We start from the raw sequence: 24,637 nt of genomic DNA, 5'->3' as shown, positions 1-24,637 counted from the left end.
CCGCACGCGGCAAAAGAAAGGTGCCCGAAACCGGATGCAGCGTCCTTGCGACCGCCTATATGGGTATCTGGCGCAGGCAGGGAAAGACGCTGCCGGACAAAGCCCGTGGGCGGGTGTTGCTGCTTCCAGCTCATCCGCAAAAAGCATCGGCTTTTCAGCACGATCCTAGCCCCCATAATCCTTGCCATCTGGCTTATGTGCATCATCTTTGTCCACGGGAGTTTACGATGCCTTGCAAGGATCGGCTCCAGAGACTGCACACAGGAGCGTTCCAGCATGAAAACCATATTCGCGGCCACCGGCGTGGCTGCACTTGTCCTGAGCGCCGGCCTTTCCCTTGCCCCTCACCCGGCAGCGGCGGCGAGCTTCGATTGCGAGAAGACCGATCTGGTCGCCGACGAGAAGGTGATCTGCGACACACGCACGCTGAACGATGCCGATGTGAAGATGGTCACCACATTCGACATCCTGACCAGCCTGCTCGCCATGGGCAATCGCGACCAGCTGCGCCAGGAACAAAGCGACTGGCTGAAGAAGCGTCGGGCTTGCGAGGCAGACGTCCAATGCCTGACGACGGCCTATGCGGAGCGGATGAAGCAGTTGCAGGAAGCGTTTAGCGGACTGAGCAAGGAACCGCTTTAGTCCTTAAGCGACGTTCACTGGAACGATCAAAGACAAAGGCCTCGGTGTTGTGCACCGAGGCCTTTGAAGTTTTGAGATCTCTGTCTGCGGAGTTGGTTCGACCCGAGACTTACTCAGGCAGAATCCGGACCGCACCCTTGTCAGCACTCGACGCAAACGCCGCATAGGCCTTGAGGGCTGTCGTGACGTTGCGCTTGCGGGGTGCGGACGGCTTCCAGCCGAGTGCATCCTGCTCGTGGCGGCGGGCCGAGAGTTCCGCATCCGAAACCGCCAGATGGATGGTCCGGTTCGGAATATCGATCTCGATCATATCGCCCTGACGGACCAGTCCGATCGCGCCACCCTGGGCTGCTTCTGGGGAAGCGTGACCGATCGACAGGCCGGATGTACCGCCGGAGAAGCGGCCGTCGGTGATCAGCGCGCAGGCCTTGCCGAGGCCCTTCGACTTCAGATAGCTGGTCGGATAGAGCATTTCCTGCATGCCCGGTCCGCCCTTTGGACCTTCGTAGCGGATAACGACGACATCGCCGGCCTTGACCTCGTTGCTGAGGATTGCCTTGACCGACGCATCCTGGCTTTCGAAAACGACAGCGGGACCGCTGAACTTGAGGACCGACTCATCGACGCCTGCGGTCTTCACGATGCAGCCGTCGGCCGCGATATTGCCGTAGAGAACCGCCAGGCCGCCATCCTTGGAGAAGGGATTTTCAACCGAGCGGATGATGCCCGTGTCGCTATCCGTATCGAGCTCGTCCCAACGCGAAGACTGGCTGAAGGCAACCTGAGTGGGAACGCCTCCGGGTGCTGCCTTGAAGAAATCGCGGACGCTCTCGGAATTGGTGCGAGTGATGTCCCAGCGGTCGATCGCATCGCCGAGCGTTGCTTCGTGAACCGTGTAGCAGTCCCGGTTGATCAGACCGCCGCGTTCGAGTTCGCCCAGGATACGCATGATGCCGCCGGCGCGGTGAACGTCTTCCATGTGGACATCGCTCTTGGCCGGCGCGACCTTGGACAGGCACGGCACCTTGCGCGACAGCTTGTCGATATCCTCCATGCCGAAATCGACGCCGCCCTCATAGGCAGCCGCCAGGATGTGGAGAACCGTATTGGTCGAGCCGCCCATCGCGATATCGAGCGACATGGCGTTTGCGAACGCCTCCTTGGTGGCGATATTGCGCGGCAGGACCCGTTCGTCATCCTGCTCGTAGTAGCGGCGTGCGATATCGACGATCAGGTGACCGGCTTCGACGAACAGGCGACGGCGGTCCGAATGGGTGGCGAGCGTCGAGCCATTACCGGGCAGCGACAGGCCGAGCGCTTCGGTCAAGCAGTTCATCGAGTTTGCGGTGAACATGCCGGAGCACGAGCCGCAGGTCGGACAGGCCGCCTTTTCGATCGCGGTCACGTCCTCGTCCGACATCTTGTCGTCGGCGGCTGCAACCATGGCATCGACGAGGTCGAGCGCAACGGTCTTGCCGTGCAGGACGACCTTGCCGGCCTCCATGGGGCCACCTGAGACGAAGACGGCCGGGATGTTCAGGCGCATGGCGGCATTCAGCATGCCGGGGGTGATCTTGTCGCAGTTGGAGATGCAGACCATGGCGTCGGCGCAGTGGGCGTTGACCATGTACTCGACGGAGTCGGCGATGATCTCGCGCGACGGCAGCGAGTACAGCATGCCGTCGTGGCCCATGGCGATGCCGTCATCGACGGCGATCGTGTTGAACTCCTTGGCGACGCCGCCGGCGGCCTCGATTTCGCGGGCAACCAGCTGGCCGAGATCCTTGAGGTGGACATGGCCCGGCACGAACTGGGTGAAGGAATTGACCACCGCGATGATCGGCTTGCCGAAATCGCCGTCCTTCATGCCGGTGGCGCGCCAGAGGCCGCGCGCGCCAGCCATGTTGCGGCCGTGGGTCGTGGTTCTTGAACGATAGACAGGCATGGTGTTTCCTCGATCGCGTTCAGCAATTGCTATTTACCGCGTTGGATGACGCGGCGCAAAGGACCTTGTTTTCTCCGTCCTACTGCAGGCTAAAGCCAGTGTCACTAGCAATGGGGCGAAAAACAGTACGGTACGGTACGGTTCTCACCAGCGCGGTAAAAATCTGCCCAGCGATGTAGGCCAGGCCGAAGTTTCATAGCGGTTCTGCTTCGGCGTGGCGCTTGAGGAGTGAGGCAACGTCACCGTCCCTCACCCTCTTCTCGTGTCCGCTATCGCTTTGCGCGGAGGTCGTCCGCCGTCACACCGAAATGGTCGAGAACGATGTTGAGGTTGCGGCGGTGCGACTTGAAGAAGACGTCGAACAGATCACCGGCCAGCGGCACGCTGCCGACGACAGAATCGACCGCAAGGTTGCCGATCATCTTTGCAAGCTTGTCGTTCGGCACACCCATGCGGCGGGCCTCGTTGACGATATATAGGCCAATCAATGCGCCCCCGGCATCGCCCACGAGCGGAACAAGGCCCATGATGGAATCGGCACCAAACCGAAACCGGGTGCCGGGAATACCGATCGCCGTATCCATCATACGGGCGACGCCGTGGATACGCCGCAAACGCCGCAGTCGATCGATCCGGCCCGCATCGGTTTCCGTGAAGCGTTCGCTGGCAGCATCCCAGGTTTTCGTCGCCATACTCACTATCCTTGATTAATGTCAAAGCTGAAATGAGCATGCGATTTCCCGGTTCAAGGCTTAGCGTATGTTTCAACGCTAATTCTTTCACGCAAACGTGGTTTAATGCCTTTCCTCCGCCTCTGTGAAACCAAACCTGTCGGCGGTACGTATAAGCACAGGATAGGCTTTTGCCTGAAGGAGATCCGCCATGCCCGCATTTCGCCCACCCCACATTTCGCCGACTGAGATCACGCCGCGCGACATCTATCTGTCGCGCCGGAATTTCGTGGGCACCGTCGCCGCGGGCGCCGGCCTTTCAGTCCTTGGAGGCTCAAGCGCATTCGCTGCGGCTCTCAGCGCATCGCCCGGCCCCTACAAGCTGGACGAAAAGCTGACGCCTAAAGAAGCCGTCACCACCTACAACAATTTCTACGAGTTCGGCGTCGGCAAGGAAGATCCCTCGCAGAATTCCGGTGCGTTCAAACCGACACCCTGGACCGTCAAGGTCGAGGGCATGGTGGGCAAGCCGAAGGAATTCGGTCTCGACGAGATCCTCAAGATGAAGCTCGAGGAGCGGACATACCGCATGCGCTGTGTCGAGGGATGGTCGATGGTGATCCCGTGGATCGGTTTCCCCCTGGCGGCGATCCTCGACCAGGTCGAGCCGCTTGGCAGCGCGAAATACGTGGCGTTCGAGACGGTCGTGCGTCCCGAGGAAATGCCCGGCCAAGGCGGTCTCTTCCAGGCTCTACCCTGGCCTTATGTCGAAGGCCTGCGCCTTGACGAAGCGCGCCATCCGCTGACCATTCTCGCTGTCGGTCTCTACGGCGAAACGCTGCCCAACCAGAACGGTGCGCCGATCCGGCTCGTGGTGCCGTGGAAGTATGGGTTCAAGGGGATCAAGTCGATCGTCAAGATCAAGCTGGTCGAAGAGCAGCCACAGACCACCTGGAAGAATTCGAACGCCCGGGAATATGGTTTCTATTCCAACGTCAATCCGGCTGTCGACCATCCGCGCTGGAGTCAGGCGACCGAACAGCGAATCGGCGAAGGCGGCTTCTTCGGAACCAAGCGCGTCGATACCCTGCCCTTCAACGGCTATGCGAACGAAGTAGCGAGCCTCTATACCGGCATGGACCTGAAAGCGAACTACTGACCATGCTCTCGATCCCAGCCCTGCCCCGCCGATACCATGCCGCCAGCATCTGGGCACTTTACGTCGTGGGGCTTTGTCCCGCGGCGTGGTACTTCTATCAGGCCGCGACGGGCGGGCTGGGTTTCAATCCGGTCAAGACGTTCGAGCACCTGATCGGCATCTGGGCGTTGCGTTTCATCATCCTGACGCTCGCCGTCACGCCCCTTCGCGATATTCTCGGGATCAACTGGATCCGCTATCGCCGTGCGCTAGGGCTGCTCGCCTTCTATTACGTCGTGTTCCATTTCAGCGTCTATCTTCTGCTCGATCTGCAGCTGAACTTCGGCGCTGTTGGCAGCGATATCGTGCGGCGCCCCTATATCACAATCGGCTTTGCCTGCCTGCTGCTGCTGATCCTGCTTGCGGTGACATCCAACAACTGGTCGATCCGCAAGCTCGGACAGACCTGGGTGAAAATGCACAAGCTGATCTATCTCGTGGCACTGGGCGGCGCGCTCCACTATGTGCTCGCGGTGAAGTCGGTGACGCTCGTTCCGTTTATCCATATCGCAGCGATCGGGCTGCTGCTCGCCTACCGGCCGCTGAGGAAGCCGTTCCTCAACTGGAAGCGCGGCAAGACCCGTCCGGCACGTCCCGCCACCACGACATAGTGGGCGGCGTCAACGTATGGCAGGTATCGCGCAGGCCTCACCGCCGCCGAATAGTCGTGACCGGGTGAGGAAGCGCTTTTCACGCCCATTGTCGAGCGAGAACATGCCGCCCCTACCGGGCACGACATCGATAATCAGCTGTGTGTGCTTCCAGGCCTCGAACTGGCTCCCGCTGATATAGACCGGCACGCCGCCGATTTCGCCCAGCTTCACGTCGTGGTCGGCAAGCATGAAATCGCCCTTCGGATAGCACATGGGTGACGACCCGTCGCAGCAGCCGCCTGATTGGTGGAACAGGATGTCCGGGTGGTCCGCCTGGATCTCGGCAATGAAGTTCAGCGCGGAATCCGTGGCCGTGACGCGCGGTTCGCCGTTGATTGTCGCATCCATCATGTCATTCCTGTTCGCATCGAGACATTGAAAAGGCTCCCGACCCTGCAGCCGGGAGCCCATGCTTGGGTTGAGATCGATCAGAAGAACCCGAGCTTCTTCGGGCTGTAGCTCACCAGCATGTTCTTGGTCTGCTGGTAGTGGTCGAGCATCATCTTGTGGTTTTCGCGACCAATCCCGGACTGCTTGTACCCGCCAAATGCCGCATGCGCGGGATAGGCGTGATAGCAATTGGTCCACACGCGGCCGGCCTGGATCTCCCGGCCGAAGCGATAGGCGCGGTTGCCGTCGCGGGTCCACACGCCGGCGCCGAGCCCGTACAGCGTATCGTTGGCGATCTCCAGCGCCTGCTTTTCGTCCTTGAAGGTCGTTACCGACACTACCGGTCCGAAGATCTCCTCCTGGAAGATCCGCATCTTGTTGTGGCCCTTGAAGATCGTCGGCTTGATGTAGTAGCCGTTCGCCAACTCGCCGCCGAGATCGTTCTTGACGCCGCCGGTCAGGACTTCCGCGCCCTCCTGCTTGCCGATGTCGAGATAGGACAGAATCTTTTCCATCTGCTCCGAGGATGCCTGCGCGCCAATCATGGTCGAGCTATCGAGCGGGTTGCCCTGCGTGATGGCTTCGACGCGTTTGACCGCCCGCTCCATGAAACGATCGTAAACCGATTCCTGGATCAGTGCGCGGCTGGGGCATGTGCAGACTTCGCCCTGGTTCAGCGCGAACATCGCAAAGCCTTCCAGCGCCTTGTCGAGGAAATCGTCGTCTTCATTCATCACATCGGCGAAGAAGATGTTCGGCGACTTGCCGCCAAGTTCGAGCGTGACAGGGATAAGGTTTTGGCTGGCATATTGCATGATCAGCCGGCCTGTCGTGGTCTCTCCTGTAAAGGCGATCTTGGCAATCCGGTTGCTGGTCGCAAGAGGTTTTCCGGCTTCGAGGCCGAAACCATTGACGATATTCAGCACGCCGGGTGGCAGGAGGTCACCGACGAGTTCCGCCCAGACCAGAAGCGAGGCCGGCGTCTGCTCGGCCGGCTTGATGACAACGCAGTTGCCGGCGGCAAGCGCCGGTGCAAGCTTCCAGGCGGCCATCAGAATCGGGAAATTCCACGGAATGATCTGGCCGACGACGCCAAGCGGTTCGTGGAAGTGATAGGCGACCGTATCGTGGTCGATTTCACTGATCGAACCTTCCTGGGCACGGATGCAGGATGCGAAATAGCGGAAGTGATCGATGGCGAGCGGGATGTCGGCTGCCATTGTCTCACGGATCGGCTTGCCGTTGTCCCAGGTTTCGGCCTGCGCCAGAACTTCCAGCTTGTCTTCCATCCGCTGGGCGATCTTCATCAGGATGTTCGAGCGGTCAGCCGGCGCCATGCGGCCCCATTTTTCCTTGGCGGCGTGTGCAGCGTCGAGCGCCGCATTGACATCCTTTTCGTCAGACCGCGGGATCTCGCAGATCTTGCCGCCGGTGATCGGCGTGACGTTGTCGAAATACTTGCCGCTGATCGGTTCTTTCCACTCACCGCCGATATAGTTGCCGTATTTGAGCTTGAACGGTGACTCAACGATTTTCTGGTGCAGCATGTCATCCTCCCATGATGAACAGGTTCAAAGCGAACCCGATGGAACAGAATCTGCGCTTCTGGCGTGGTGAAAACAGGCCTCACCCGCGATACCGCGATGCACTCTGTCGCAAGTCTGCGACAAAACTCCCCGTCATTGAATGCCAAATCGCTTCATCTTGCGATGCAGGGTGGAACGGCTGACGCCGAGCACCTGGGCTGCCAGCGAGACGTTGCCGTGGACACGAGACAACGCCCGAAGAAGCGCCGAGCGCTCGGCATCGCCCAGGAGTTCGCGCGCATCCCTGCTCGATTCGTTAAGTAGATCGGAGGCCGGGATCCCTTCCGCAATCCGATCGTCGTCCAGACGCAGCGCCGATCGCGCAGCACGCGTGGCACCGATCACAAGGTCGTCGCGATCTACAGCCAGGAGCGCCATTGGAGATCCCGTCTCACTCGGCACCATCACGAAGCGGGCACCTTGAAACGCGTTTCGGAACAGGTTCAGCTCGATCCGGGATGCCGCCTCACGCACCGTCTGCGACAGGATGGCGATCGTGCCTTCGTTTGCGTCACTTCGGCACGTCGAGACATCGAGCGCGCCGGCCAGAACTCCACGGTGATCACGAATGGGCGCAGTCGTGCAGCTCAGATCGATATTGGATGCAAAGAAGTGCTGGTCGCGGATGATCGATATCGGCCGGTCGTCGGCGATTGCGGTGCCGATCCCGTTGGTCCCGATACTCTCCTCGGTCCAGACCGAGCCGGTCCAGAGGCCCAGCGCACGAAAATCCTTGTCGTCGCCCGCTGCGCCGCGACGGTCAAGCGCGATACCTTTGCTGTCGGTCATCAGGATGCAGCAGCCGGCGCGACCGACGACCATGAACAGCCGATCGAGCTCGTCCCTCGCCTGCCCGATAAGACGCTCCGACTGTTTTCGGGCGACGTCAAGTTCCTGCTCTGTCACCCGCTCCGGCATCCGCCGGTCCTCTGGCGCCAAGTGATGCATGGTCATGCAGCGGCGCCAGGACGCGACTACAGCTGAACTCGCGACAGGGGAATTGGCCGACGCGTAGACTTGGTCGGCATGGGAAACAGGGTCATGCATCGGGCTCCTCCCACCAAATGCGTCACGGCTCGATTGTCGCTAAAAAAACGGGATGTGGCAACAGCGATATAGGGAGCTTCAGTCATTCGGCAGGCCGGTCAGCCTGCCATCCCCCGAACTTGACAGTCACAGTCACCGCAGGCTTCAGTCCGTGCAGCGGAGATGTTTTGATGACACCAGAATCGACTGCGGACGGCGGACGACTATCCTTGCTGGATGTCTATCTTTGCAACCATCGGCCGTTTGGAGAGATCCACGGTATCACGCGTTTCGTCATCGAGTTTCTCTACTTCGGCATCAAGGAAGCGCGGGCCTGCCTGTTCGCCGGCCTGTTTTTTGTGTCGATCTTCATCGTTCCGCGAACGGGCGTGCTCGGCATCCCGCGCTACGACGTTCTGCTAATCATCGCGCTGGCAATCCAGTCCCTTATGATCTGGAGCAAGCTAGAAACCTGGGATGAGGCAAAAGCGATCGGTCTTTTCCACGTGGTCGGCTTTGCGCTCGAGGTGTTCAAGACCTCCGGCAGCATCCAGTCATGGTCCTACCCTGACTTCGCCTACGCGAAAGTGCTTGGCGTGCCGCTGTTTTCCGGCTTCATGTATGCCGCCGTGGGGAGCTACATCATCCAGGCCTGGCGGCTTTTCGATCTGCGGATCCACCACCATCCCAGCTACTGGATGGCCGGCCTGATCGCGATTGCAATCTACGCGAATTTCTTCACCCACCATTTCATCGGCGACTATCGCTGGAATATCGCTGCCTGCGCGCTCGGCCTTTACGCCCGCACCACCGTCACCTACCGGCCCTACGATCGCGAAAGACGGATGCCGCTTCTCATCGCGTTCGTGCTGATCGGCTTCTTCATCTGGCTGGCGGAGAATATCTCGACCTTTTTCGGGATCTGGCAATATCCGAACCAGATCGGGGCGTGGTCGGTCGTGCATCTTGGCAAATGGAGTTCGTGGTCCCTGCTGGTGGTGATGACATTCACGATCGTTGCGAATCTCAAGCATATCAAACAGAAGATCTACGTCCCCGTTTGAGGCCCCACGCCTCGACAAATGCGGCAGTCCCGATACCGAAAGCGTAAGCTGCGATATGCCACAGGGAAAACACCCGTCCGAGCAACAGTTTGCCGGCCGTCGTCAGTCGAAACGCATCCAACTCGGGCGGGTGATAGAGCCTTGAGAATTCGACGATAAGGGCGATGAGGAATGCCGCAAAGGCGAGCCTGCCGATGTTCACCGATCCGGTCAGCGTGGCCAACGCAAGAAACACCATCGCACCCCAGAGAACTGACCCACCGTATTTCACGACAAAGAAGGAAAGACCGAGATCGTAACCGAAGCGGCGCAGCAGAAACCCCGCGCAGATCACAAGCAGCGTGGCGAGGCAGCGCTGAACGCGTATGGATCGTGGTGCAGTCATGCTCGAGCCCGCCCCCTCATTTCCCAAAAGAAAAGGCCGGGCGTTTCCACCCGGCCTTTTCGAAAAGTGCGATCCTGGGATCGAATTATGCGGCTTCGGCAGTTTCTGCTTCAGCAGCAACGCGAGCCTTGTCGGCTGCGCCCTTGGCATCGACGTCGCGCTCGACGAATTCGATGACAGCCATCGGAGCGTTGTCGCCCTGACGATAGCCGGCCTTCATGATGCGCAGGTAGCCGCCGTTGCGGGTTGCGTAACGCGAAGCGATGGCATCGAACAGCTTGCGAACAGCGTCCTGATCCTGGATCTGCGAGATCGCCTGACGACGAGCGTGCAGGTCGCCGCGCTTGCCGAGGGTGACAAGCTTTTCGACGATCGGGCGAATTTCCTTCGCCTTCGGCAGGGTTGTTACAATCTGCTCATGGGTGATGAGCGAAGCCGCCATGTTGGCAAACATGGCCTTGCGGTGGCTTGCGGTGCGGTTGAGCTTACGGCCCGAATTTCCGTGACGCATGGTGTGTCTCCTTCACTTGCAGGCATTCGCCTGCAGTCTGATCCTGTTAGTATTGGTCTTCGTAACGCTTGGCGAGATCTTCGATGTTTTCCGGCGGCCATGCAGGAACTTCCATACCAAGATGGAGGCCCATGGATGCCAGAACTTCCTTGATCTCGTTCAGCGACTTGCGACCGAAATTCGGAGTGCGGAGCATCTCGGCTTCGGTCTTCTGGATGAGGTCGCCGATATAGACGATGTTGTCGTTCTTCAGGCAGTTGGCCGAACGGACGGAAAGTTCCAGTTCGTCGACCTTCTTGAGGAGCGCCGGGTTGAACGCGAGTTCGGTGACGGCTTCCTCTTCTGCTTCCTTCTGCGGCTCGTCGAAGTTGACGAAGACCGACAGCTGGTCCTGAAGGATACGAGCGGCGAAGGCTACGGCGTCTTCACCCGAGACCGAACCATCGGTTTCGATGGTCATGGTCAGCTTGTCATAGTCGAGAACCTGGCCTTCACGGGTGTTTTCCACCTTGTAGGACACTTTCTTGACCGGGGAATACAGGCTGTCGACCGGGATGAGACCGATCGGAGCATCTTCCGCACGGTTACGATCGGCAGGAACGTAGCCCTTGCCGTTGTTGACCGTGAATTCCATACGGATCTCAGCACCCTCGTCGAGCGTGCAGATCACGTGGTCGGGGTTGAGGATCTCGATATCGCCAACCGTCTGAATGTCGCCGGCGGTAACGGAGCCCGGGCCCTGCTTGCGCACGACCATACGCTTGGAATCGTCACCATCCATCTTGATGGCGATTTCCTTGATGTTCAGCACGATGTCCGTCACATCTTCCCGAACGCCGGGGATGGAGGAGAATTCGTGCAGAACGCCGTCGATCTGCACTGCGGTAACAGCAGCACCGCGCAGCGACGACAGAAGTACGCGACGAAGCGCGTTGCCGAGCGTCAGGCCGAAGCCGCGCTCGAGAGGCTCAGCAACAAGCGTTGCCTTTGTACGGCCGGAAGAGGAAAACTCCACCTTGTTCGGCTTAATCAGTTCCTGCCAGTTCTTCTGGATCATGACCTACTACCTTCCGTTCGTTACCACCATCCAATCGTGGTAACCGAGCACGAGGAACACCGGAAATACCCTTCCGGCTATACGGTGAAAGCCGCCTCGACTCTTTCAGGAGACGGAGCGGCTATTACCGGGTTCAGATGAAGATCGCTGCGAAGCGAGCTCCAAAAACGTCCATTAGACGCGGCGCTTCTTGCGCGGGCGGCAACCGTTGTGCGGGATCGGGGTCACGTCGCGGATCGAGGTGATCATGAAGCCGGCAGCCTGCAGAGCGCGCAGAGCCGATTCGCGACCGGAACCCGGACCGCAGACTTCGACTTCGAGCGACTTCATGCCGTGCTCCTGAGCCTTCTTGGCGCAGTCTTCGGCAGCGATCTGAGCTGCGAACGGGGTCGACTTGCGCGAACCCTTGAAGCCCTTGGCACCAGCAGACGACCAGGCAATTGCATTGCCCTGTGCGTCGGTGATGGTGATCATCGTGTTGTTGAACGTCGAATTGACGTGGGCAACGCCCGACGTAATATTTTTGCGTTCGCGGCGGCGTACGCGTGTGGCTTCCTTGGCCATGGTATTCCTTTCGTTGATCTCTGCACCGCCGTAATGCCAGCGGCTCCACCTCAGATCAAACAGTCACGAAAAAGCGGACAGGAGCCCTGCCCGCTTTGCGACTATCGATCCAAAATTACTTCTTCTTACCAGCAATCGCCTTTGCCGGACCCTTGCGGGTGCGGGCATTGGTGTGCGTGCGCTGACCGCGGACCGGAAGGCCACGACGGTGACGCAGGCCGCGATAGCAGCCGAGGTCCATGAGGCGCTTGATGTTCATCGCGGTTTCGCGACGAAGATCACCTTCGACGCGATAATCGCGGTCGATGGTTTCGCGGATCTGCAGGACTTCAGAGTCGGTCAGCTGATGGACGCGCTTTTCAGCGGCAAGACCAACCTTCTCCATAATTTCCTGTGCGAATTTCGGGCCGATCCCGTGAATGTAGGTCAGCGCGATGACAACGCGCTTCGCAGTCGGGATGTTGACGCCAGCGATACGTGCCACGTCTATTCTCCTTGCGTTCCGGTTGCCATCCGGCAAGCGGTACTTCTTCCATGAAAGCGACCTTTGGATACGGTCGCCAGTTCAAACTTCATACGAGACAGGCAAAATGATCGCCCCGGATGTCCTTGCGGGAATCCGCGCCGATCGCTGTAAAACTGTCGCGAGTTGGCGCGGTGTGTAGCGGAATCAGTGCTTGAATGCAACTGCTCCACCCCAAGATTCTTTAAACCATCCAAGACAGTCTCAGAGACTGGCGAGGATCTTTTCGATATCGGCCGTGACAGTATCCATCTCGGCCATGCCATCGACAACCTTGAGCTTGCCTTTGGCATAGTAGTAACCAATGAGCGGCGAGGTTTCCTTGTAGTAAACCTCGAGACGCTTGGTCATGGTCTCAGCGTTGTCGTCCGGCCGACGCTTGAAGTGGGTCGAGCCACACTTGTCGCACGTGCCCTCCGACGAAGGCTTCTTATCCGAGTCGTGGTAGACCGTCCCGCACTGGGCGCAGGAATAGCGACCGGAGACGCGACGGACAAGCTCCTTATCGTCGACGCGAAGTTCAATCACGACGGAAAGATCGAGCCCCTTGGCAGACAGCATCGCCTCAGTGGCGTCCGCCTGCACGAGCGTGCGGGGAAAACCGTCAAGGATGAAACCGTTCGCGCAGTCAGGCGCGTCTATGCGCTCGGAGACGATCGCGTTGACGATCTCGTCAGAGACGAGGTTGCCCGCATCCATGACTGCCTTGGCGCGCTTGCCGACTTCGGTCTCAGCTGCCACGGCTGCCCGCAGCATATCACCAGTGGAGAGCTGCGGAATGCCATGCTTCTCCACGATCCGCTGGGCTTGGGTCCCCTTGCCCGCGCCCGGCGGTCCTAAAAGAATCAGTCTCATCGTCCCCTCTTTCCACCGCGTAGTTTCGACTTCTTGATCAATCCCTCATACTGCTGCGCGATGAGGTGTCCCTGGATCTGCGCAACCGTATCAAGGGTTACACTGACCACGATCAAAAGCGAAGTACCACCAAGGGCTAACGGAACGCCCGTTCTGGCCACCAGGAATTCGGGAAGAATGCAGACCACGACGAGATAGATAGCGCCGACGACCGTGATTCGGGTCAGGACGTAATCGATATATTCCGCGGTACGCTCGCCGGGACGGATGCCGGGAATGAAGCCGCCGTGCTTCTTCAGGTTATCAGCCGTATCCTTCGGGTTGAAGACGATGGCCGTGTAGAAGAAGGCGAAGAACGCGATCAGCATGGCGTAGAACAGCATAAACAGCGGCTGGCCGTGGCCAAGAGCTGCAATGATCCCCGTTGCCCAATCTGGCAGCTGTGAATTGCCGGCAAAGCCCGCAGCCGTTGCCGGCAGAAGCAGAAGCGAGGATGCAAAGATTGCCGGAATAACGCCCGCTGTATTGAGCTTCAGCGGAAGGTGCGAGGTATCGCCCTGGAACATGCGGTTGCCGACCTGACGCTTCGGATACTGGATCAAAAGCCGACGCTGGGCGCGTTCAACAAACACGATCAGCGCAATGACGGCGATCGCGACGATGATAACGGTGAGAATCAGAGCCGTCGGCAGAGCGCCGGTACGACCGAGTTCCATTGTGTTGGCGAGCGCGCCAGGAAGACCTGCGGCAATACCGGCAAAGATGATCAGCGAAATACCGTTGCCGATACCGCGCGAGGTGATCTGCTCACCAAGCCACATCAGGAACATCGTGCCGCCAAGCAGCGTGACGACCGTTGAGAGCGTGAAGAACCAGCCCGGGTTGGACACGATGCCCTGACCGCTCGAGAGGCCGGCAGCGATACCGTAGGCCTGAAGCGCGCCGAGAATCACAGTGCCGTAGCGAGTGTACTGGTTGATGATCTTGCGACCCGCCTCGCCTTCCTTCTTCAGGTTCTCGAGCGACGGGACGACCGAAGTCATCAGCTGCACGATAATCGAAGCGGAAATGTAAGGCATGATGCCGAGGGCGAAGATCGCCATGCGCTCGACAGCACCGCCGGAGAACATGTTGAAGAGGCCGAGAATGCCACCCGACTGACCGCTAAAGGCCTGCGCATAGGCTTCAGGGTTGAGGCCTGGCAGCGGGATATGCGTGCCCAAGCGATAGACAAGAAGCGCTGCCAGCGTGAACCACAGGCGTTTCTTGAGATCTTCCGCCTTGGCGAAAGTTTTGAAATTCAGATTTGAGGCCAGTTGTTCAGCTGCAGAAGCCATGCAATTCTCCGCCCGACCCATCCCCCGGCGGCATGTGCCTTCCGGAACGCAGTCTTGATTCTGTTTTCAGAAAGCTGGGGGCGCGAGATGCTGTCGCAATCGCCTGCCTCACCCATTTTTCCGTCTGATCCCGGTAGCTGACCGGCCGGACTGCCTTGGGGATCGTGAGGCTCACATATGGACATAAAATCACCCGGTGTGAAGCTCACACCGGGTGATTTTCAAACGATTTATTCAGCGGCTGTTTCAGCAACCACGAGCAGCTTGATCGAGCCGCCCGACTTTTCGATCTTTTCGACGGCAGCCTTGGAGGCACCGGCGACTTCGATCGAAACCTTGGTTGTCAGTTCGCCGCCGGACAGGACGCGAACGCCGTCCTTGAGGCGACGGATGACGCCGGCAGCCTTGAGAGCTGCTGCGTCGACAGTCGCGTTTGCGTCGAGCTTGCCAGCATCGATCGCAGTCTGGATACGGCCGAGCGATACGGTTGCGTATTCAGATGCGAAGATGTTGTTGAAGCCGCGCTTCGGAAGACGACGGTAGATTGGCATCTGACCGCCTTCGAAGCCGTTGATCGAGACGCCTGAACGGGCCTTCTGACCCTTGACGCCGCGTCCACCGGTCTTGCCCTTGCCGGAACCGATACCGCGACCAACGCGGATACGGTCCTTCGAAGAGCCTTCGTTGTCCTTGATCTCATTCAGTTTCATGGTCAATTCCTCCGTCTCACTTCTCTTCGACGACGCGAACGAGATGCTGGACAGCACGGATCATGCCACGAACGGAAGGAGTATCTTCCAGAGTGCTGGTCCGATGCATCTTGTTGAGGCCAAGACCGATCAGCGTTGCGCGCTGTTCGGCCGGGCGGCGGATTGGGCTGCCGATCTGCTGAACGGTAACCGTCTTTGCTTCAGTCTTCTGCGTAGCCTTAGCCATGGTTCAGACTCCTCTTATTCTTCCGACGCATTGCCGGAAGCGGCGCGGCGCGACTGCAGGGTGGCATACTTGAGGCCACGCTGAGCTGCTACGTCCTTCGGATGCACCTGGTGCTTCAGAGCGTCGAACGTTGCGCGAACCATGTTGTATGGGTTCGACGAACCAGTCGACTTCGCAACAACGTCATGGACGCCGAGCGTTTCGAATACAGCGCGCATCGGGCCGCCGGCGATGATACCGGTACCAGCCTTGGCCGAGCGCAGCAGAACCTTGCCGGCGCCGTGACGACCATTGACGTCGTGATGCAGCGTACGGCCGTCACGCAGCGGTACGAAGATCAGATCGCGCTTTGCAGATTCGGTTGCCTTGCGGATGGCTTCCGGCACTTCGCGTGCCTTGCCATGACCGAAGCCAACGCGACCCTTCTGGTCGCCGACGACGACGAGAGCAGCAAAACCGAAACGACGGCCGCCCTTGACGACCTTGGCGACGCGGTTGATCGCGACCAGCTTGTCGACGAATTCGCTATCGCGCTCTTCGCGGTTCTGGCGATCGTTGCCCGAACCTCTTCTTTCCTGTGCCATTGTCCTTTTCCTTTTTCTTTTGCGGGTGGAACGGCAGGTTGAGATTGTCCGGCGTACCGGACGTGATGCGGTAAAACCGCAAATCGCCCGGCCTCCCCTTCTTCAGGCAGACCGGGCGAAATTTCTTAGAAGCTCAGGCCGCCTTCGCGGGCAGCTTCAGCAAGAGCCTTGATGCGGCCGTGGTAGATGAAGGCGCCGCGGTCGAACACGACTTCCGTCACGCCAGCCTTGGCAGCGCGCTCTGCAACCAACTTGCCAACGGCAGCAGCTGCTGCAACGTCCGCACCGGTCTTCAGCGACTTGCGCAGATCGACGTCGAGCGTGGAAGCGGCTGCAAGCGTGCGGCCGGCCACGTCGTCGATGACCTGAACGTAGATGTTTTTCGAGGAGCGGTGAACCGACAGACGCGGACGGCCATTTGCGACCTTCTTGATCTGACGGCGAACACGGCTCGCACGCTTTGTGAGTGCTTCTTTTCTGGTAGCCATGATCCCGCGTCCTTACTTCTTCTTGCCTTCCTTGCGGACGATCCGTTCCTCAGCGTACTTGACGCCTTTGCCCTTGTAGGGCTCTGGACCGCGGTATTCGCGGATTTCCGCTGCTACCTGACCGACCTGCTGTTTATTAATGCCGGAGACGATGATTTCCGTCGGCTTCGGCACGGCAATGGTGATGCCTTCCGGGGTCTGATAGACCACGTCGTGGCTGAAACCGAGAGCCAGCTGCAGGTTCTTGCCCTGCAGCGACGCGCGGTAACCAACGCCGTTGATTTCAAGCTTGCGCTCGAAACCGTCCTTCACACCCTTCAGGATGTTTTCGATCATCGTGCGGGACATGCCCCACTTCGAACGAGCATCCTTGGAATCGTTGACCGGAGTCACCGAAATGGCATTGTCTTTAATTTCAAGCTTGATTTCGTCGTTAGCGACGAAGAAAAGCTCGCCCTTCGGGCCCTTGGCAGTGACTTTCTGGCCATCAACCGAGGCCGTGATCCCTGCAGGAACCTGAACGGGCTTTTTACCGATACGAGACATTATTCAATCCTGTCTGTTCGCTAGGGAGATCCTTGCGCAGTCTTAGAAGACCGAGCAAAGAACCTCGCCGCCTACGTTCTGTTCGCGAGCCTGGTGATCGGCCATCACGCCCTTCGGAGTCGAAAGGATGGTGATGCCGAGGCCGTTCGCGACCTGAGGGATGGACTTGACCGAGACATAAACTCGGCGGCCCGGCTTGGACACGCGGCCAATCTCACGGATCACCGACGCGCCTTCGTAGTACTTCAGTTCGATTTCGATCTCGGCCTTGCCGTTGCCGAAATCGGTTTCAGTGTAACCGCGGATGTAGCCTTCAGCCTGCAGCACGTCGAGAACGCGAACGCGCAGCCTGGAGGCTGGCGTCGAAACGGTCGACTTGCGGCGGGAAGCGCCGTTGCGGATACGTGTGAGCATATCGCCCAAGGGATCAGTCATGGTCATCTAACGATCTCCTTACCAGCTCGACTTGACGATGCCCGGCACTTTGCCGAGGCTGCCGAGTTCGCGAAGTGCAATACGCGACATCTTAAGCTTGCGATAGAAAGCGCGTGGGCGACCGGTGACTTCGCAACGGTTGCGGATACGCGTCTTCGAGCCATCGCGTGGCAGAGAAGCGAGCTTGATAGTTGCCTTGAACCGCTCTTCGATCGGAAGTTCCTGGTTCATGATGGTCGCCTTCAATACAGCACGCTTGGCTGCATGGTCCGCGACGGTCTTGCGGCGGCGCTTGTTCTTTTCAACTGCGCTGGTTTTCGCCATATCGGAGTTCCTTTTAAACGCTCGTCGTTACGGTTACTGGCGGAACGGGAAGTTGAACTCTTTCAGGAGAGCCCGTGCTTCGTCGTCGTTGGTAGCCGTCGTGCAAACGATGATGTCCATGCCCCACATCTGATCAACCTTGTCGTAGTTGATCTCCGGGAACACAATGTGTTCCTTGATGCCCATGGCAAAGTTGCCACGGCCGTCAAAGGACTTCGGGTTCAGGCCGCGAAAGTCGCGAACGCGCGGAAGCGCGATGTTGACCAGTCGATCCATGAATTCGTACATGCGGGCGCCGCGAAGCGTAACCTTGGCACCGATCGGCATGAATTCGCGAACCTTGAAGCCCGCGATGGAATTCCGTGCCTTGGTGATGACCGGCTTCTGGCCGGCGATCGCTGCGAGGTCGGCTGCTGCAACCGTTGGCTTCTTGCTGTCGGCAGTTGCTTCGCCCACACCCATGTTGATGACGATCTTGTCCAGCTTGGGGATCATCATGTCGTTGGAGTAGGAAAACTGCTCCTTCAGCGCGGCGCGGATGCGGGAAACGTATTCCGCCTTGAGCCGCGGCTCATACTTGGACTCAGCCATCGATCACATCTCCCGTACGCTTGGCGACACGCACCTTCTTACCGTCGACGACCGAGAAACCAACGCGAGTTGGCTTACCGTCTTTCGCGGCAACCGCGATGTTCGACAGATGGATGGACGCTTCCTTGTTGATGATGCCAGCTTCCTGCGTCTGCGACTGACGCTGGTGGCGCTTCACCATGTTGATGCCGCGAACGACCGCACGGTCTTCCTTCGGCATAACCTGGATTACTTCACCGGTGCGGCCCTTGTCCTTGCCGGTCAGTACGACGACGTTGTCGCCCTTCTTGATCTTCTGCATATCTCTCGCTCCTTACAGAACTTCAGGAGCCAGCGAGATGATCTTCATATGGTTCTTGGCGCGAAGTTCGCGCGGAACCGGTCCGAAGATACGGGTGCCGATCGGCTCTTTCTTGTTGTCGATGAGGACCGCTGCGTTGTTGTCGAAGCGGATGACGCTGCCGTCGGCGCGACGGATGTCCTTGGCGGTACGCACAACCACCGCCTTCATCACGTCACCCTTCTTCACGCGGCCGCGCGGAATAGCTTCCTTGATCGAAACGACGATAACGTCGCCGATCGAAGCGTACTTGCGCTTGGAGCCGCCCAGCACCTTGATGCACATGACACGACGTGCGCCGGAATTATCCGCCACGTCGAGGTTTGTTTGCATCTGAATCATGTCAGGTCGCCTTTTTCTAATGACCAACTATCCGCGCGCATGAATACGAACGGAGCTGGCTATGAACACATTTTCAGTATGCGCGGGATCGGTCTTGCCAAGGTGGTTTCCCTAAGTGGGACCTTCCGTGCGCTGAAAGCAAAAGAACGCTCGTTTCCGAGCGTTCTACGCCAGTGGCGTGCTTCTTACAGGATTCTGTGTCCGACGCAAGGGCCTGACGCAAAATCCTGAAGTCTTTAAGCCTGGGCGTTGATAACCGTCCAGGTCTTGTCTTTGGAGATCGGGGCGCATTCCTGAATGGAAACTACGTCACCAACCTTGAACTGGTTGTTTTCGTCATGGGCCTTATACTTCTTGGACCGGCGAACGGTCTTCTGAAGCAAAGGGTGAGCGAAGCGGCGCTCGACGCGGACAACAACGGTCTTCTCGTTCTTGTCGGAAACGACTACGCCCTGCAGAATGCGTTTCGGCATATTATTCTTCCTTTAGGCCTTGGCTTCTGCCGCCTTCTGGCGGGCAATGGTTTTCACGCGAGCGATATCCTTGCGGACCTCGGTGATGCGCGAGGATTTCTCGAGCTGGCCGGTGGCCTTCTGGAAGCGCAGGTTGAACTGCTCCTTCTTCAGGTCAGCAAGCTTGTCCTTGAGCTGGTCGGCGGTCAGACCGCGTACGTCTTCGGCTTTCATCGTGCCTTCTCCTTAATCTGCGATGCGCTGTACGAAGCGCGTCGTGACCGAGAGCTTGGCAGACCCGAGGCGAAGTGCCTCGCGCGCGATCTCTTCCGAAACGCCGTCGATCTCGAACATGATACGACCAGGCTTGACCTTGCAAGCCCAGTATTCAACAGAACCCTTACCCTTACCCATACGCACTTCGGTCGGCTTTGCCGTGACCGGTACGTCTGGGAATACGCGGATCCATACACGACCCGCACGCTTCATGTAACGTGTGATCGCGCGGCGGGCCGCTTCGATCTCACGTGCGTTGACACGGTTAGGTTCCTGAGCCTTCAAACCGAATTCGCCGAATGCGAGGTCGAAGCCACCCTTGGCAACGCCCTTGATGCGGCCCTTGAACTGCTTGCGGAACTTGGTACGCTTTGGCTGCAACATTTTATTACTTCTCCGAGCTTATCTTTCGCCAGCGCTAATCAAGCGTTTTCACGTTCGCGGCGACGGTCGCCACGATCGCCACGCTCACGGCTTGCCGGACCCTGCGCATCGCCTTCCAGCGCGCGACGTTCCGACGCCATCGGATCGTGCTCAAGGATTTCGCCCTTGAAGATCCAGACCTTGATGCCGCAGATACCGAATGCGGTTTCGGCTTCAGCCGTACCGTAGTCGATGTCGGCGCGCAGTGTGTGCAACGGCACGCGGCCTTCGCGGTACCATTCGGTACGAGCGATTTCCGCGCCACCGAGACGGCCGGCGCAAGTGATCTTGATGCCTTCGGCGCCAAGACGCATGGCAGACTGAACAGCACGCTTCATCGCACGGCGGAAAGCCACGCGGCGTTCGAGCTGCTGGGCGATCGACTGAGCAACGAGCGTTGCGTCGACTTCCGGCTTGCGCACTTCAACGATGTTGAGGTGCGTTTCGGAGTTGGTCATCGTGGAGATCTTCTTGCGAAGCTTCTCGATGTCCGCACCCTTCTTGCCGATGATCAGACCCGGGCGAGCCGAGTGGATCGTGACGCGGCACTTCTTGTGCGGACGCTCGATAACCACCTTGGCGATGCCGGCCTGCTTCAGCTCGGACATCAGGTATGCGCGGATCTTCAGGTCTTCATGAAGCAGCTGGCCGTATTCGGCGTTGTCGGCGAACCAACGGCTGTCCCATGTACGGTTGATGCCGAGGCGAAAACCGATAGGATTGATTTTCTGACCCATTATGCGGCCTCCCCTTTTTCCTCGACTTCGCGAACGACGATCGTCAGATGCGCGAACGGCTTTTCGATCCGCGATGCACGGCCACGGCCGCGAGCGTGGAAACGCTTCATCGTGATCGACTTGCCGACGTAGGCTTCCGCTACGATCAGCGTGTCGACGTCGAGGTCATGGTTGTTTTCGGCGTTGGCGATAGCGGACTCGAGAGTCTTCTTCACCGTGCCTGCGATGCGCTTGCGGGAGAACTCGAGTTCTGCCAGAGCGCGTTCAACCTTCTTGCCGCGGATCATGGCGGCAACCAGGTTTAGCTTCTGCGGGCTGACGCGAAGCGTACGGGCGACTGCCTGTGCTTCGTTGTCCTTCAGCCGGCGTTCGGTCTTTGCCTTCGCCATGATTACTTCCTCTTCGCCTTCTTGTCCGCGCCGTGACCGTAATAGGTCCGGGTGGGAGCGAATTCACCAAACTTGTGTCCGACCATGTCTTCGTTGACGCTGACCGGCACGTGCTTGTTGCCGTTGTAGACGCCGAACGTCAAACCGACAAACTGCGGCAAGATCGTGGACCGACGGGTCCACATCTTGATCACTTCACTGCGTCCGCCTTCGCGCACCTTCTCAGCCTTCTTGAGAAGATAGCCGTCAACAAACGGACCTTTCCAAACTGAACGAGCCATTTAACGACTTCCTCTCTTACTTCTTGACGTGGCGCGAGCGCATGATGAACTTGTCCGTGGACTTGTTCGAACGCGTGCGCTTGCCCTTGGTGGGCTTGCCCCACGGGGACACCGGATGGCGTCCACCAGAGGTACGGCCTTCACCACCGCCGTGCGGGTGGTCGACCGGGTTCATGACAACGCCGCGGTTATGCGGACGCTTGCCACGCCATACGGTACGACCGGCCTTGCCGTCGTTGATGTTGCCGTGATCGGGGTTGGAGACAGCACCGATCGACGCCAGGCAGGAGCCCGGAACGAGACGCTGTTCACCAGAGTTGAGGCGCAGGATCGCCATGCCGGCATCGCGGCCGACGAGCTGCACATAGGTGCCGGCGGAGCGAGCAATCTGACCGCCCTTGCCTGGCTTCATTTCGACGTTGTGAACGATCGAACCAACCGGGATGAACTGCAGCGGCATGGTGTTGCCGGGCTTCACGTCGACAGCCTTCGAGGAAGCGATGACCTTGTCGCCTGCAGCAAGACGCTGCGGAGCGATGATGTAGGCCTGTTCGCCGTCCGTGTAGGTGACGAGCGCGATGAACGCGGTACGGTTAGGGTCGTATTCCAGACGCTCGACCGTGCCTTCAATATCGAACTTGCGACGCTTGAAGTCGACCAAGCGATAGGTACGCTTGTGACCACCGCCGATGAAGCGGGCAGTGATACGACCGTTGTTGTTGCGACCACCGCTCTTGGACAGACCTTCAGTCAGCGACTTGAGGGGCTTGCCCTTCCAGAGGCCCGAACGGTCGACGATAACCAGCTGACGCTGGCTCGGGGTCGTCGGATTATAGCTTTTCAGTGCCATTTTTCTTTACCTCAGAGACCGGTGGAGATGTCGATCGTCTGACCTTCGGCCAGGGTTACGACAGCCTTCTTGACGTCCTTCTGCTTGCCGATGAAGCCCTTGAAGCGCTTCACCTTGCCCTTGCGGACCAGCGTATTGACGGCAGTGACCTTCACACCGAAGAGAGCTTCCACAGCAGCCTTGATTTCCGGCTTCGAAGCAGTCTTGGCAACGTTGAAGACGATCTGGTTATACTCGGAAACCAGTGTCGACTTTTCGGTGATCGAAGGAGATACGATCACATCATAGTGGCGAATGTCGGTCACTTGAAACGCTCCTCGAGGGCTTCAACCGCAGCCTTGGAAAGCACGAGCTTACCGCGACGCAGGATGTCGTAAACATTGATGCCCTGGACCGGCAGAACGTCCACATTCGGGATGTTCTGGGCTGCGAGCTTGAAGTTGCTGTCGAGCTCAGCACCGCCGATGAACAGCACGTTGGTCAGGCCAAGCGATGCGAACGTACCGACGAGAGCCTTGGTCTTTGCTTCAGAAGCAACCAGGTTGTCGATGACGATCAGATCTTCAGACTTCAGCTTTGCAGACAGAGCGTGACGCAGAGCAAGAGCGCGAACCTTCTTAGGAAGATCATGCTCGTGGCTGCGAACGACCGGGCCGTGTGCACGACCACCGCCGCGGAACTGCGGAGCGCGAGCCGAATGGTGACGAGCGCGGCCCGTACCCTTCTGCTTGAACATCTTCGCACCGGTGCGAGCAATCTCGGAACGGCTCTTGGTCTTGTGCGTGCCCTGCTGCTTCTTAGCGAGCTGGTAACGCACCATGCGTGCGAGGATATCCTCGCGTGGATCGAGGCCGAAAATCGCGTCCGACAGGGAAACCTGGCCGGCGTCTTTTCCCTCGAGGGTCTTGACGTTGAATTCCATAATAGCTGGCTCCCTTACTTCGCGGCCGACTTGACGGCGTCGCGAACTTCAATCCAGGCGCCCTTGGAGCCGGGAACGGCACCCTTGACGAGGATCAGTCCGCGGTCTTCATCCGTCGAGACGATTTCGAGGTTTTGCGTGGTGATACGCGTCTGGCCCATGTGACCAGCCATGCGCTTGCCCTTCCAGACCTTGCCCGGATCCTGGTTGTTACCAGTCGAACCGTGCGAACGGTGCGACACGGAAACACCGTGGGTCGCCCGCAGACCACCGAAGTTATGGCGCTTCATAGCACCGGCAAAACCCTTACCGATCGAAGTGCCGGTGACATCCACCAGCTGACCAGCAGCAAAATGATCGGCCTTCAGCTCAGTGCCGACGTCGATCAGATTTTCTTCGGAAACGCGAAACTCAACGAGCTTCGACTTCGGCTCGACATTAGCGATGGCGAAGTTGCCACGCATAGCCTTGGAGGTGTTCTTTACCTTGGCGACGCCAGCACCGAGCTGAACGGCAACATAGCCATTCTTCTCAACAGTGCGCTGTGCGACGACCTGGCAGCTCTCCAGCCGCAAAACGGTAACCGGGATGTGCTCACCAGCGTCGTTATAGACGCGGGTCATTCCCACTTTCTGTGCAATTACACCCGAACGCATCGGTTCAATCCTTCTCACTCAGCTCGAGACAAAAGCCTCAGAGCTTGATCTCAACATCGACACCTGCGGCGAGGTCGAGCTTCATCAGCGCGTCCACGGTCTGTGGTGTCGGGTCTACGATATCGAGAAGGCGCTTGTGTGTGCGCATCTCGAACTGCTCGCGGCTTTTCTTGTCGATGTGGGGGGACCGGTTAACCGTAAACTTCTCGATGCGAGTCGGAAGCGGAACGGGGCCCCGGACGCTTGCGCCGGTGCGCTTCGCCGTCGACACGATCTCACGCGTCGAAGCGTCGAGAATGCGGTGATCGAACGCCTTCAGGCGAATGCGGATATTTTGGCCGTTCATTCGACGTTATCCTTGTTTCTTGTTTCCACGTGCCAACGTTACAGCACGAGTTGTTCGTTATCCTAAGGCGGGACCACCAGTGTCAAAGATCGAACGGGTGCGCCAACAGCGGCAGTCCGTTCTCGTCTCCAGGCCGAAGGCCCACCTTAATGTCTTTGGCAATTGCCTGCCTCGATAAAACGAAGCAAGGCGCAAATAGCGCTCGCGCGCCATTTGCTACATTTTCATGTCATAAGCAAGTCAGCAGGGCCAACTTGCTTAAAAAAAGTGAACCGGGCGGGCCCCGAAGAACCCGCCCTGCCCTCTGATTTG

37 protein-coding genes are annotated in these 24,637 nt (G+C 58.8%); 4 read left to right on the top strand and 33 right to left on the bottom strand.

Features of this window, described 5'->3' with window-relative positions:
* Positions 1-276: 276 nt before the first annotated feature.
* Positions 277-642: a hypothetical protein gene (locus tag ASF70_RS13005; protein ID WP_062580282.1), complete on the top strand. Its 366-nt coding sequence runs from the start codon at positions 277-279 to the stop codon at positions 640-642.
* 109 nt (positions 643-751) lie between these two features.
* Here ASF70_RS13005 and ilvD read toward each other — a convergent pair whose 3' ends face one another.
* Positions 752-2,587, bottom strand: coding sequence for a dihydroxy-acid dehydratase (ilvD, locus tag ASF70_RS13000; protein WP_062580280.1), 1,836 nt, complete (start codon positions 2,585-2,587; stop codon positions 752-754).
* 269 nt (positions 2,588-2,856) lie between these two features.
* Positions 2,857-3,279: a DUF4112 domain-containing protein gene (locus ASF70_RS12995; protein WP_062457688.1), complete on the bottom strand. Its 423-nt coding sequence runs from the start codon at positions 3,277-3,279 to the stop codon at positions 2,857-2,859.
* Positions 3,280-3,469: 190 nt separating this feature from the next.
* Between ASF70_RS12995 and msrP the strand changes: the two genes are divergently transcribed.
* Both msrP and msrQ read left to right on the top strand, forming a co-directional pair.
* The gene (gene msrP, locus ASF70_RS12990; RefSeq protein WP_062580278.1) at positions 3,470-4,417 is read left to right on the top strand and encodes a protein-methionine-sulfoxide reductase catalytic subunit MsrP; all 948 of its coding nucleotides are present in this window, start codon (positions 3,470-3,472) and stop codon (positions 4,415-4,417) included.
* Between the two features lie 2 nt (positions 4,418-4,419).
* Entirely contained in the window at positions 4,420-5,067 is a 648-nt protein-coding gene (gene msrQ, locus ASF70_RS12985) for a protein-methionine-sulfoxide reductase heme-binding subunit MsrQ (protein ID WP_062580277.1), read from the top strand.
* Between the two features lie 9 nt (positions 5,068-5,076).
* On the opposite strand, the gene ASF70_RS12980 is transcribed toward msrQ, so the two are convergent.
* The 3 genes from ASF70_RS12980 to ASF70_RS12970 all read right to left on the bottom strand — a co-directional run bounded on the left by ASF70_RS12980 (position 5,077) and on the right by ASF70_RS12970 (position 8,132).
* The gene (locus tag ASF70_RS12980) at positions 5,077-5,457 is read right to left on the bottom strand and encodes a DUF779 domain-containing protein (protein WP_062457697.1); all 381 of its coding nucleotides are present in this window, start codon (positions 5,455-5,457) and stop codon (positions 5,077-5,079) included.
* Positions 5,458-5,537: 80 nt separating this feature from the next.
* A complete protein-coding gene (gene adh, locus ASF70_RS12975; protein ID WP_062580275.1) occupies positions 5,538-7,046 on the bottom strand; it encodes an aldehyde dehydrogenase in 1,509 nt (502 codons plus the stop codon).
* A 132-nt stretch (positions 7,047-7,178) separates the two neighbouring features.
* On the bottom strand, positions 7,179-8,132 hold the full coding sequence (locus tag ASF70_RS12970) for a helix-turn-helix domain-containing protein (protein ID WP_062580274.1): 954 nt from the start codon (positions 8,130-8,132) through the stop codon (positions 7,179-7,181).
* Between the two features lie 170 nt (positions 8,133-8,302).
* Here ASF70_RS12970 and ASF70_RS12965 point away from each other — a divergent pair, with 170 nt between their 5' ends.
* A complete protein-coding gene (locus ASF70_RS12965) occupies positions 8,303-9,175 on the top strand; it encodes a DUF817 domain-containing protein (RefSeq protein WP_062580272.1) in 873 nt (290 codons plus the stop codon).
* Here ASF70_RS12965 and ASF70_RS12960 read toward each other — a convergent pair.
* The 28 genes from ASF70_RS12960 to rpsJ all read right to left on the bottom strand — a co-directional run bounded on the left by ASF70_RS12960 (position 9,147) and on the right by rpsJ (position 24,325).
* A complete protein-coding gene (locus tag ASF70_RS12960) occupies positions 9,147-9,560 on the bottom strand; it encodes a DUF2809 domain-containing protein (protein ID WP_062580271.1) in 414 nt (137 codons plus the stop codon). The genes ASF70_RS12965 and ASF70_RS12960 overlap by 29 nt on opposite strands.
* Positions 9,561-9,645: 85 nt before the next feature.
* Complete coding sequence (gene rplQ / locus ASF70_RS12955) at positions 9,646-10,071, bottom strand: 50S ribosomal protein L17 (protein WP_062457711.1); 426 nt, start codon at positions 10,069-10,071, stop codon at positions 9,646-9,648.
* Between the two features lie 46 nt (positions 10,072-10,117).
* Positions 10,118-11,128: a DNA-directed RNA polymerase subunit alpha gene (locus tag ASF70_RS12950; protein ID WP_062457714.1), complete on the bottom strand. Its 1,011-nt coding sequence runs from the start codon at positions 11,126-11,128 to the stop codon at positions 10,118-10,120.
* Positions 11,129-11,302: 174 nt separating this feature from the next.
* A complete protein-coding gene (gene rpsK / locus ASF70_RS12945) occupies positions 11,303-11,692 on the bottom strand; it encodes a 30S ribosomal protein S11 (protein ID WP_007766864.1) in 390 nt (129 codons plus the stop codon).
* A 115-nt stretch (positions 11,693-11,807) separates the two neighbouring features.
* Positions 11,808-12,176 (bottom strand): 30S ribosomal protein S13, encoded by a 369-nt coding sequence (gene rpsM / locus ASF70_RS12940; protein WP_062457717.1) that lies wholly within the window; start codon positions 12,174-12,176, stop codon positions 11,808-11,810.
* Positions 12,177-12,419: 243 nt separating this feature from the next.
* A complete protein-coding gene (locus ASF70_RS12935) occupies positions 12,420-13,070 on the bottom strand; it encodes an adenylate kinase (RefSeq protein WP_062580269.1) in 651 nt (216 codons plus the stop codon).
* Positions 13,067-14,407, bottom strand: a complete 1,341-nt coding sequence (gene secY / locus ASF70_RS12930; protein ID WP_062457722.1) for a preprotein translocase subunit SecY — start codon at positions 14,405-14,407, stop codon at positions 13,067-13,069. The genes ASF70_RS12935 and secY overlap by 4 nt, the downstream gene beginning before the upstream one ends.
* Before the next feature lie 230 nt (positions 14,408-14,637).
* A complete protein-coding gene (rplO, locus tag ASF70_RS12925) occupies positions 14,638-15,117 on the bottom strand; it encodes a 50S ribosomal protein L15 (protein WP_062457725.1) in 480 nt (159 codons plus the stop codon).
* Between the two features lie 16 nt (positions 15,118-15,133).
* Entirely contained in the window at positions 15,134-15,343 is a 210-nt protein-coding gene (rpmD, locus tag ASF70_RS12920) for a 50S ribosomal protein L30 (protein ID WP_062457727.1), read from the bottom strand.
* Positions 15,344-15,357: 14 nt separating this feature from the next.
* Complete coding sequence (rpsE, locus tag ASF70_RS12915; protein ID WP_062457730.1) at positions 15,358-15,927, bottom strand: 30S ribosomal protein S5; 570 nt, start codon at positions 15,925-15,927, stop codon at positions 15,358-15,360.
* A 125-nt stretch (positions 15,928-16,052) separates the two neighbouring features.
* Positions 16,053-16,415, bottom strand: a complete 363-nt coding sequence (gene rplR / locus ASF70_RS12910) for a 50S ribosomal protein L18 (RefSeq protein ID WP_062457734.1) — start codon at positions 16,413-16,415, stop codon at positions 16,053-16,055.
* A 12-nt stretch (positions 16,416-16,427) separates the two neighbouring features.
* Complete coding sequence (gene rplF / locus ASF70_RS12905) at positions 16,428-16,961, bottom strand: 50S ribosomal protein L6 (protein ID WP_062457738.1); 534 nt, start codon at positions 16,959-16,961, stop codon at positions 16,428-16,430.
* Between the two features lie 42 nt (positions 16,962-17,003).
* Positions 17,004-17,402 carry a 30S ribosomal protein S8 gene (gene rpsH / locus ASF70_RS12900; protein ID WP_062457741.1) on the bottom strand — a complete coding sequence of 133 codons (399 nt, stop codon included), beginning with the start codon at positions 17,400-17,402 and terminating at the stop codon, positions 17,004-17,006.
* 12 nt (positions 17,403-17,414) lie between these two features.
* Positions 17,415-17,720, bottom strand: a complete 306-nt coding sequence (gene rpsN / locus ASF70_RS12895; protein WP_062457744.1) for a 30S ribosomal protein S14 — start codon at positions 17,718-17,720, stop codon at positions 17,415-17,417.
* A 33-nt stretch (positions 17,721-17,753) separates the two neighbouring features.
* Positions 17,754-18,311, bottom strand: a complete 558-nt coding sequence (gene rplE / locus ASF70_RS12890) for a 50S ribosomal protein L5 (protein WP_062457747.1) — start codon at positions 18,309-18,311, stop codon at positions 17,754-17,756.
* Positions 18,304-18,612: a 50S ribosomal protein L24 gene (rplX, locus tag ASF70_RS12885; protein ID WP_062457750.1), complete on the bottom strand. Its 309-nt coding sequence runs from the start codon at positions 18,610-18,612 to the stop codon at positions 18,304-18,306. Before rplX ends, rplE begins: the two co-directional genes overlap by 8 nt.
* 12 nt (positions 18,613-18,624) lie before the next feature.
* The gene (gene rplN / locus ASF70_RS12880) at positions 18,625-18,993 is read right to left on the bottom strand and encodes a 50S ribosomal protein L14 (protein WP_052638136.1); all 369 of its coding nucleotides are present in this window, start codon (positions 18,991-18,993) and stop codon (positions 18,625-18,627) included.
* Between the two features lie 236 nt (positions 18,994-19,229).
* On the bottom strand, positions 19,230-19,466 hold the full coding sequence (rpsQ, locus tag ASF70_RS12875) for a 30S ribosomal protein S17 (protein WP_062457753.1): 237 nt from the start codon (positions 19,464-19,466) through the stop codon (positions 19,230-19,232).
* A gap of 12 nt (positions 19,467-19,478) precedes the next feature.
* Entirely contained in the window at positions 19,479-19,679 is a 201-nt protein-coding gene (gene rpmC / locus ASF70_RS12870; RefSeq protein ID WP_007770142.1) for a 50S ribosomal protein L29, read from the bottom strand.
* A 12-nt stretch (positions 19,680-19,691) separates the two neighbouring features.
* Positions 19,692-20,105: a 50S ribosomal protein L16 gene (gene rplP, locus ASF70_RS12865; protein ID WP_062457756.1), complete on the bottom strand. Its 414-nt coding sequence runs from the start codon at positions 20,103-20,105 to the stop codon at positions 19,692-19,694.
* A gap of 38 nt (positions 20,106-20,143) precedes the next feature.
* Complete coding sequence (gene rpsC / locus ASF70_RS12860) at positions 20,144-20,881, bottom strand: 30S ribosomal protein S3 (protein WP_062457759.1); 738 nt, start codon at positions 20,879-20,881, stop codon at positions 20,144-20,146.
* Positions 20,881-21,270, bottom strand: a complete 390-nt coding sequence (gene rplV, locus ASF70_RS12855) for a 50S ribosomal protein L22 (protein WP_062457763.1) — start codon at positions 21,268-21,270, stop codon at positions 20,881-20,883. The genes rpsC and rplV overlap by 1 nt, the downstream gene beginning before the upstream one ends.
* A gap of 2 nt (positions 21,271-21,272) precedes the next feature.
* Positions 21,273-21,551, bottom strand: coding sequence for a 30S ribosomal protein S19 (rpsS, locus tag ASF70_RS12850; RefSeq protein WP_062457765.1), 279 nt, complete (start codon positions 21,549-21,551; stop codon positions 21,273-21,275).
* Positions 21,552-21,567: 16 nt separating this feature from the next.
* Positions 21,568-22,401, bottom strand: a complete 834-nt coding sequence (gene rplB / locus ASF70_RS12845; RefSeq protein WP_062457768.1) for a 50S ribosomal protein L2 — start codon at positions 22,399-22,401, stop codon at positions 21,568-21,570.
* Positions 22,402-22,412: 11 nt separating this feature from the next.
* Positions 22,413-22,706 carry a 50S ribosomal protein L23 gene (locus tag ASF70_RS12840; RefSeq protein WP_062457771.1) on the bottom strand — a complete coding sequence of 98 codons (294 nt, stop codon included), beginning with the start codon at positions 22,704-22,706 and terminating at the stop codon, positions 22,413-22,415.
* Positions 22,703-23,323 (bottom strand): 50S ribosomal protein L4, encoded by a 621-nt coding sequence (gene rplD / locus ASF70_RS12835; RefSeq protein ID WP_062457774.1) that lies wholly within the window; start codon positions 23,321-23,323, stop codon positions 22,703-22,705. Before rplD ends, ASF70_RS12840 begins: the two co-directional genes overlap by 4 nt.
* A 14-nt stretch (positions 23,324-23,337) precedes the next feature.
* Positions 23,338-23,979, bottom strand: coding sequence for a 50S ribosomal protein L3 (gene rplC / locus ASF70_RS12830; protein WP_062580268.1), 642 nt, complete (start codon positions 23,977-23,979; stop codon positions 23,338-23,340).
* Between the two features lie 37 nt (positions 23,980-24,016).
* The gene (rpsJ, locus tag ASF70_RS12825; RefSeq protein WP_003547547.1) at positions 24,017-24,325 is read right to left on the bottom strand and encodes a 30S ribosomal protein S10; all 309 of its coding nucleotides are present in this window, start codon (positions 24,323-24,325) and stop codon (positions 24,017-24,019) included.
* Positions 24,326-24,637 lie beyond the last annotated feature (312 nt).

The sequence above is a fragment of the Rhizobium sp. Leaf321 genome (assembly GCF_001423215.1).
Lineage (GTDB): Bacteria > Pseudomonadota > Alphaproteobacteria > Rhizobiales > Rhizobiaceae > Neorhizobium > Neorhizobium soli.
Note: the sequence above shows the minus strand (reverse complement) of the source record. Positions and strands in the feature narration are given on the sequence as shown.

Bases quoted from the DNA above. Each gene is read 5' to 3' on its own strand.
- ASF70_RS13005 (WP_062580282.1), top strand. From the start codon at position 277: ATGAAAACCATATTCGCGGCCACCGGCGTGGCTGCACTTGTCCTGAGC.
- ilvD (WP_062580280.1), bottom strand. From the start codon at position 2,587: ATGCCTGTCTATCGTTCAAGAACCACGACCCACGGCCGCAACATGGCT.
- ASF70_RS12995 (WP_062457688.1), bottom strand. From the start codon at position 3,279: ATGGCGACGAAAACCTGGGATGCTGCCAGCGAACGCTTCACGGAAACC.
- msrP (WP_062580278.1), top strand. From the start codon at position 3,470: ATGCCCGCATTTCGCCCACCCCACATTTCGCCGACTGAGATCACGCCG.
- msrQ (WP_062580277.1), top strand. From the start codon at position 4,420: ATGCTCTCGATCCCAGCCCTGCCCCGCCGATACCATGCCGCCAGCATC.
- ASF70_RS12980 (WP_062457697.1), bottom strand. From the start codon at position 5,457: ATGGATGCGACAATCAACGGCGAACCGCGCGTCACGGCCACGGATTCC.
- adh (WP_062580275.1), bottom strand. From the start codon at position 7,046: ATGCTGCACCAGAAAATCGTTGAGTCACCGTTCAAGCTCAAATACGGC.
- ASF70_RS12970 (WP_062580274.1), bottom strand. From the start codon at position 8,132: ATGCATGACCCTGTTTCCCATGCCGACCAAGTCTACGCGTCGGCCAAT.
- ASF70_RS12965 (WP_062580272.1), top strand. From the start codon at position 8,303: ATGACACCAGAATCGACTGCGGACGGCGGACGACTATCCTTGCTGGAT.
- ASF70_RS12960 (WP_062580271.1), bottom strand. From the start codon at position 9,560: ATGACTGCACCACGATCCATACGCGTTCAGCGCTGCCTCGCCACGCTG.
- rplQ (WP_062457711.1), bottom strand. From the start codon at position 10,071: ATGCGTCACGGAAATTCGGGCCGTAAGCTCAACCGCACCGCAAGCCAC.
- ASF70_RS12950 (WP_062457714.1), bottom strand. From the start codon at position 11,128: ATGATCCAGAAGAACTGGCAGGAACTGATTAAGCCGAACAAGGTGGAG.
- rpsK (WP_007766864.1), bottom strand. From the start codon at position 11,692: ATGGCCAAGGAAGCCACACGCGTACGCCGCCGCGAACGCAAAAATATT.
- ASF70_RS12935 (WP_062580269.1), bottom strand. From the start codon at position 13,070: ATGAGACTGATTCTTTTAGGACCGCCGGGCGCGGGCAAGGGGACCCAA.
- secY (WP_062457722.1), bottom strand. From the start codon at position 14,407: ATGGCTTCTGCAGCTGAACAACTGGCCTCAAATCTGAATTTCAAAACT.
- rplO (WP_062457725.1), bottom strand. From the start codon at position 15,117: ATGAAACTGAATGAGATCAAGGACAACGAAGGCTCTTCGAAGGACCGT.
- rpmD (WP_062457727.1), bottom strand. From the start codon at position 15,343: ATGGCTAAGGCTACGCAGAAGACTGAAGCAAAGACGGTTACCGTTCAG.
- rpsE (WP_062457730.1), bottom strand. From the start codon at position 15,927: ATGGCACAGGAAAGAAGAGGTTCGGGCAACGATCGCCAGAACCGCGAA.
- rplR (WP_062457734.1), bottom strand. From the start codon at position 16,415: ATGGCTACCAGAAAAGAAGCACTCACAAAGCGTGCGAGCCGTGTTCGC.
- rplF (WP_062457738.1), bottom strand. From the start codon at position 16,961: ATGTCTCGTATCGGTAAAAAGCCCGTTCAGGTTCCTGCAGGGATCACG.
- rpsH (WP_062457741.1), bottom strand. From the start codon at position 17,402: ATGACCATGACTGATCCCTTGGGCGATATGCTCACACGTATCCGCAAC.
- rpsN (WP_062457744.1), bottom strand. From the start codon at position 17,720: ATGGCGAAAACCAGCGCAGTTGAAAAGAACAAGCGCCGCCGCAAGACC.
- rplE (WP_062457747.1), bottom strand. From the start codon at position 18,311: ATGGCTGAGTCCAAGTATGAGCCGCGGCTCAAGGCGGAATACGTTTCC.
- rplX (WP_062457750.1), bottom strand. From the start codon at position 18,612: ATGCAGAAGATCAAGAAGGGCGACAACGTCGTCGTACTGACCGGCAAG.
- rplN (WP_052638136.1), bottom strand. From the start codon at position 18,993: ATGATTCAGATGCAAACAAACCTCGACGTGGCGGATAATTCCGGCGCA.
- rpsQ (WP_062457753.1), bottom strand. From the start codon at position 19,466: ATGCCGAAACGCATTCTGCAGGGCGTAGTCGTTTCCGACAAGAACGAG.
- rpmC (WP_007770142.1), bottom strand. From the start codon at position 19,679: ATGAAAGCCGAAGACGTACGCGGTCTGACCGCCGACCAGCTCAAGGAC.
- rplP (WP_062457756.1), bottom strand. From the start codon at position 20,105: ATGTTGCAGCCAAAGCGTACCAAGTTCCGCAAGCAGTTCAAGGGCCGC.
- rpsC (WP_062457759.1), bottom strand. From the start codon at position 20,881: ATGGGTCAGAAAATCAATCCTATCGGTTTTCGCCTCGGCATCAACCGT.
- rplV (WP_062457763.1), bottom strand. From the start codon at position 21,270: ATGGCGAAGGCAAAGACCGAACGCCGGCTGAAGGACAACGAAGCACAG.
- rpsS (WP_062457765.1), bottom strand. From the start codon at position 21,551: ATGGCTCGTTCAGTTTGGAAAGGTCCGTTTGTTGACGGCTATCTTCTC.
- rplB (WP_062457768.1), bottom strand. From the start codon at position 22,401: ATGGCACTGAAAAGCTATAATCCGACGACCCCGAGCCAGCGTCAGCTG.
- rplD (WP_062457774.1), bottom strand. From the start codon at position 23,323: ATGGAATTCAACGTCAAGACCCTCGAGGGAAAAGACGCCGGCCAGGTT.
- rplC (WP_062580268.1), bottom strand. From the start codon at position 23,979: ATGCGTTCGGGTGTAATTGCACAGAAAGTGGGAATGACCCGCGTCTAT.
- rpsJ (WP_003547547.1), bottom strand. From the start codon at position 24,325: ATGAACGGCCAAAATATCCGCATTCGCCTGAAGGCGTTCGATCACCGC.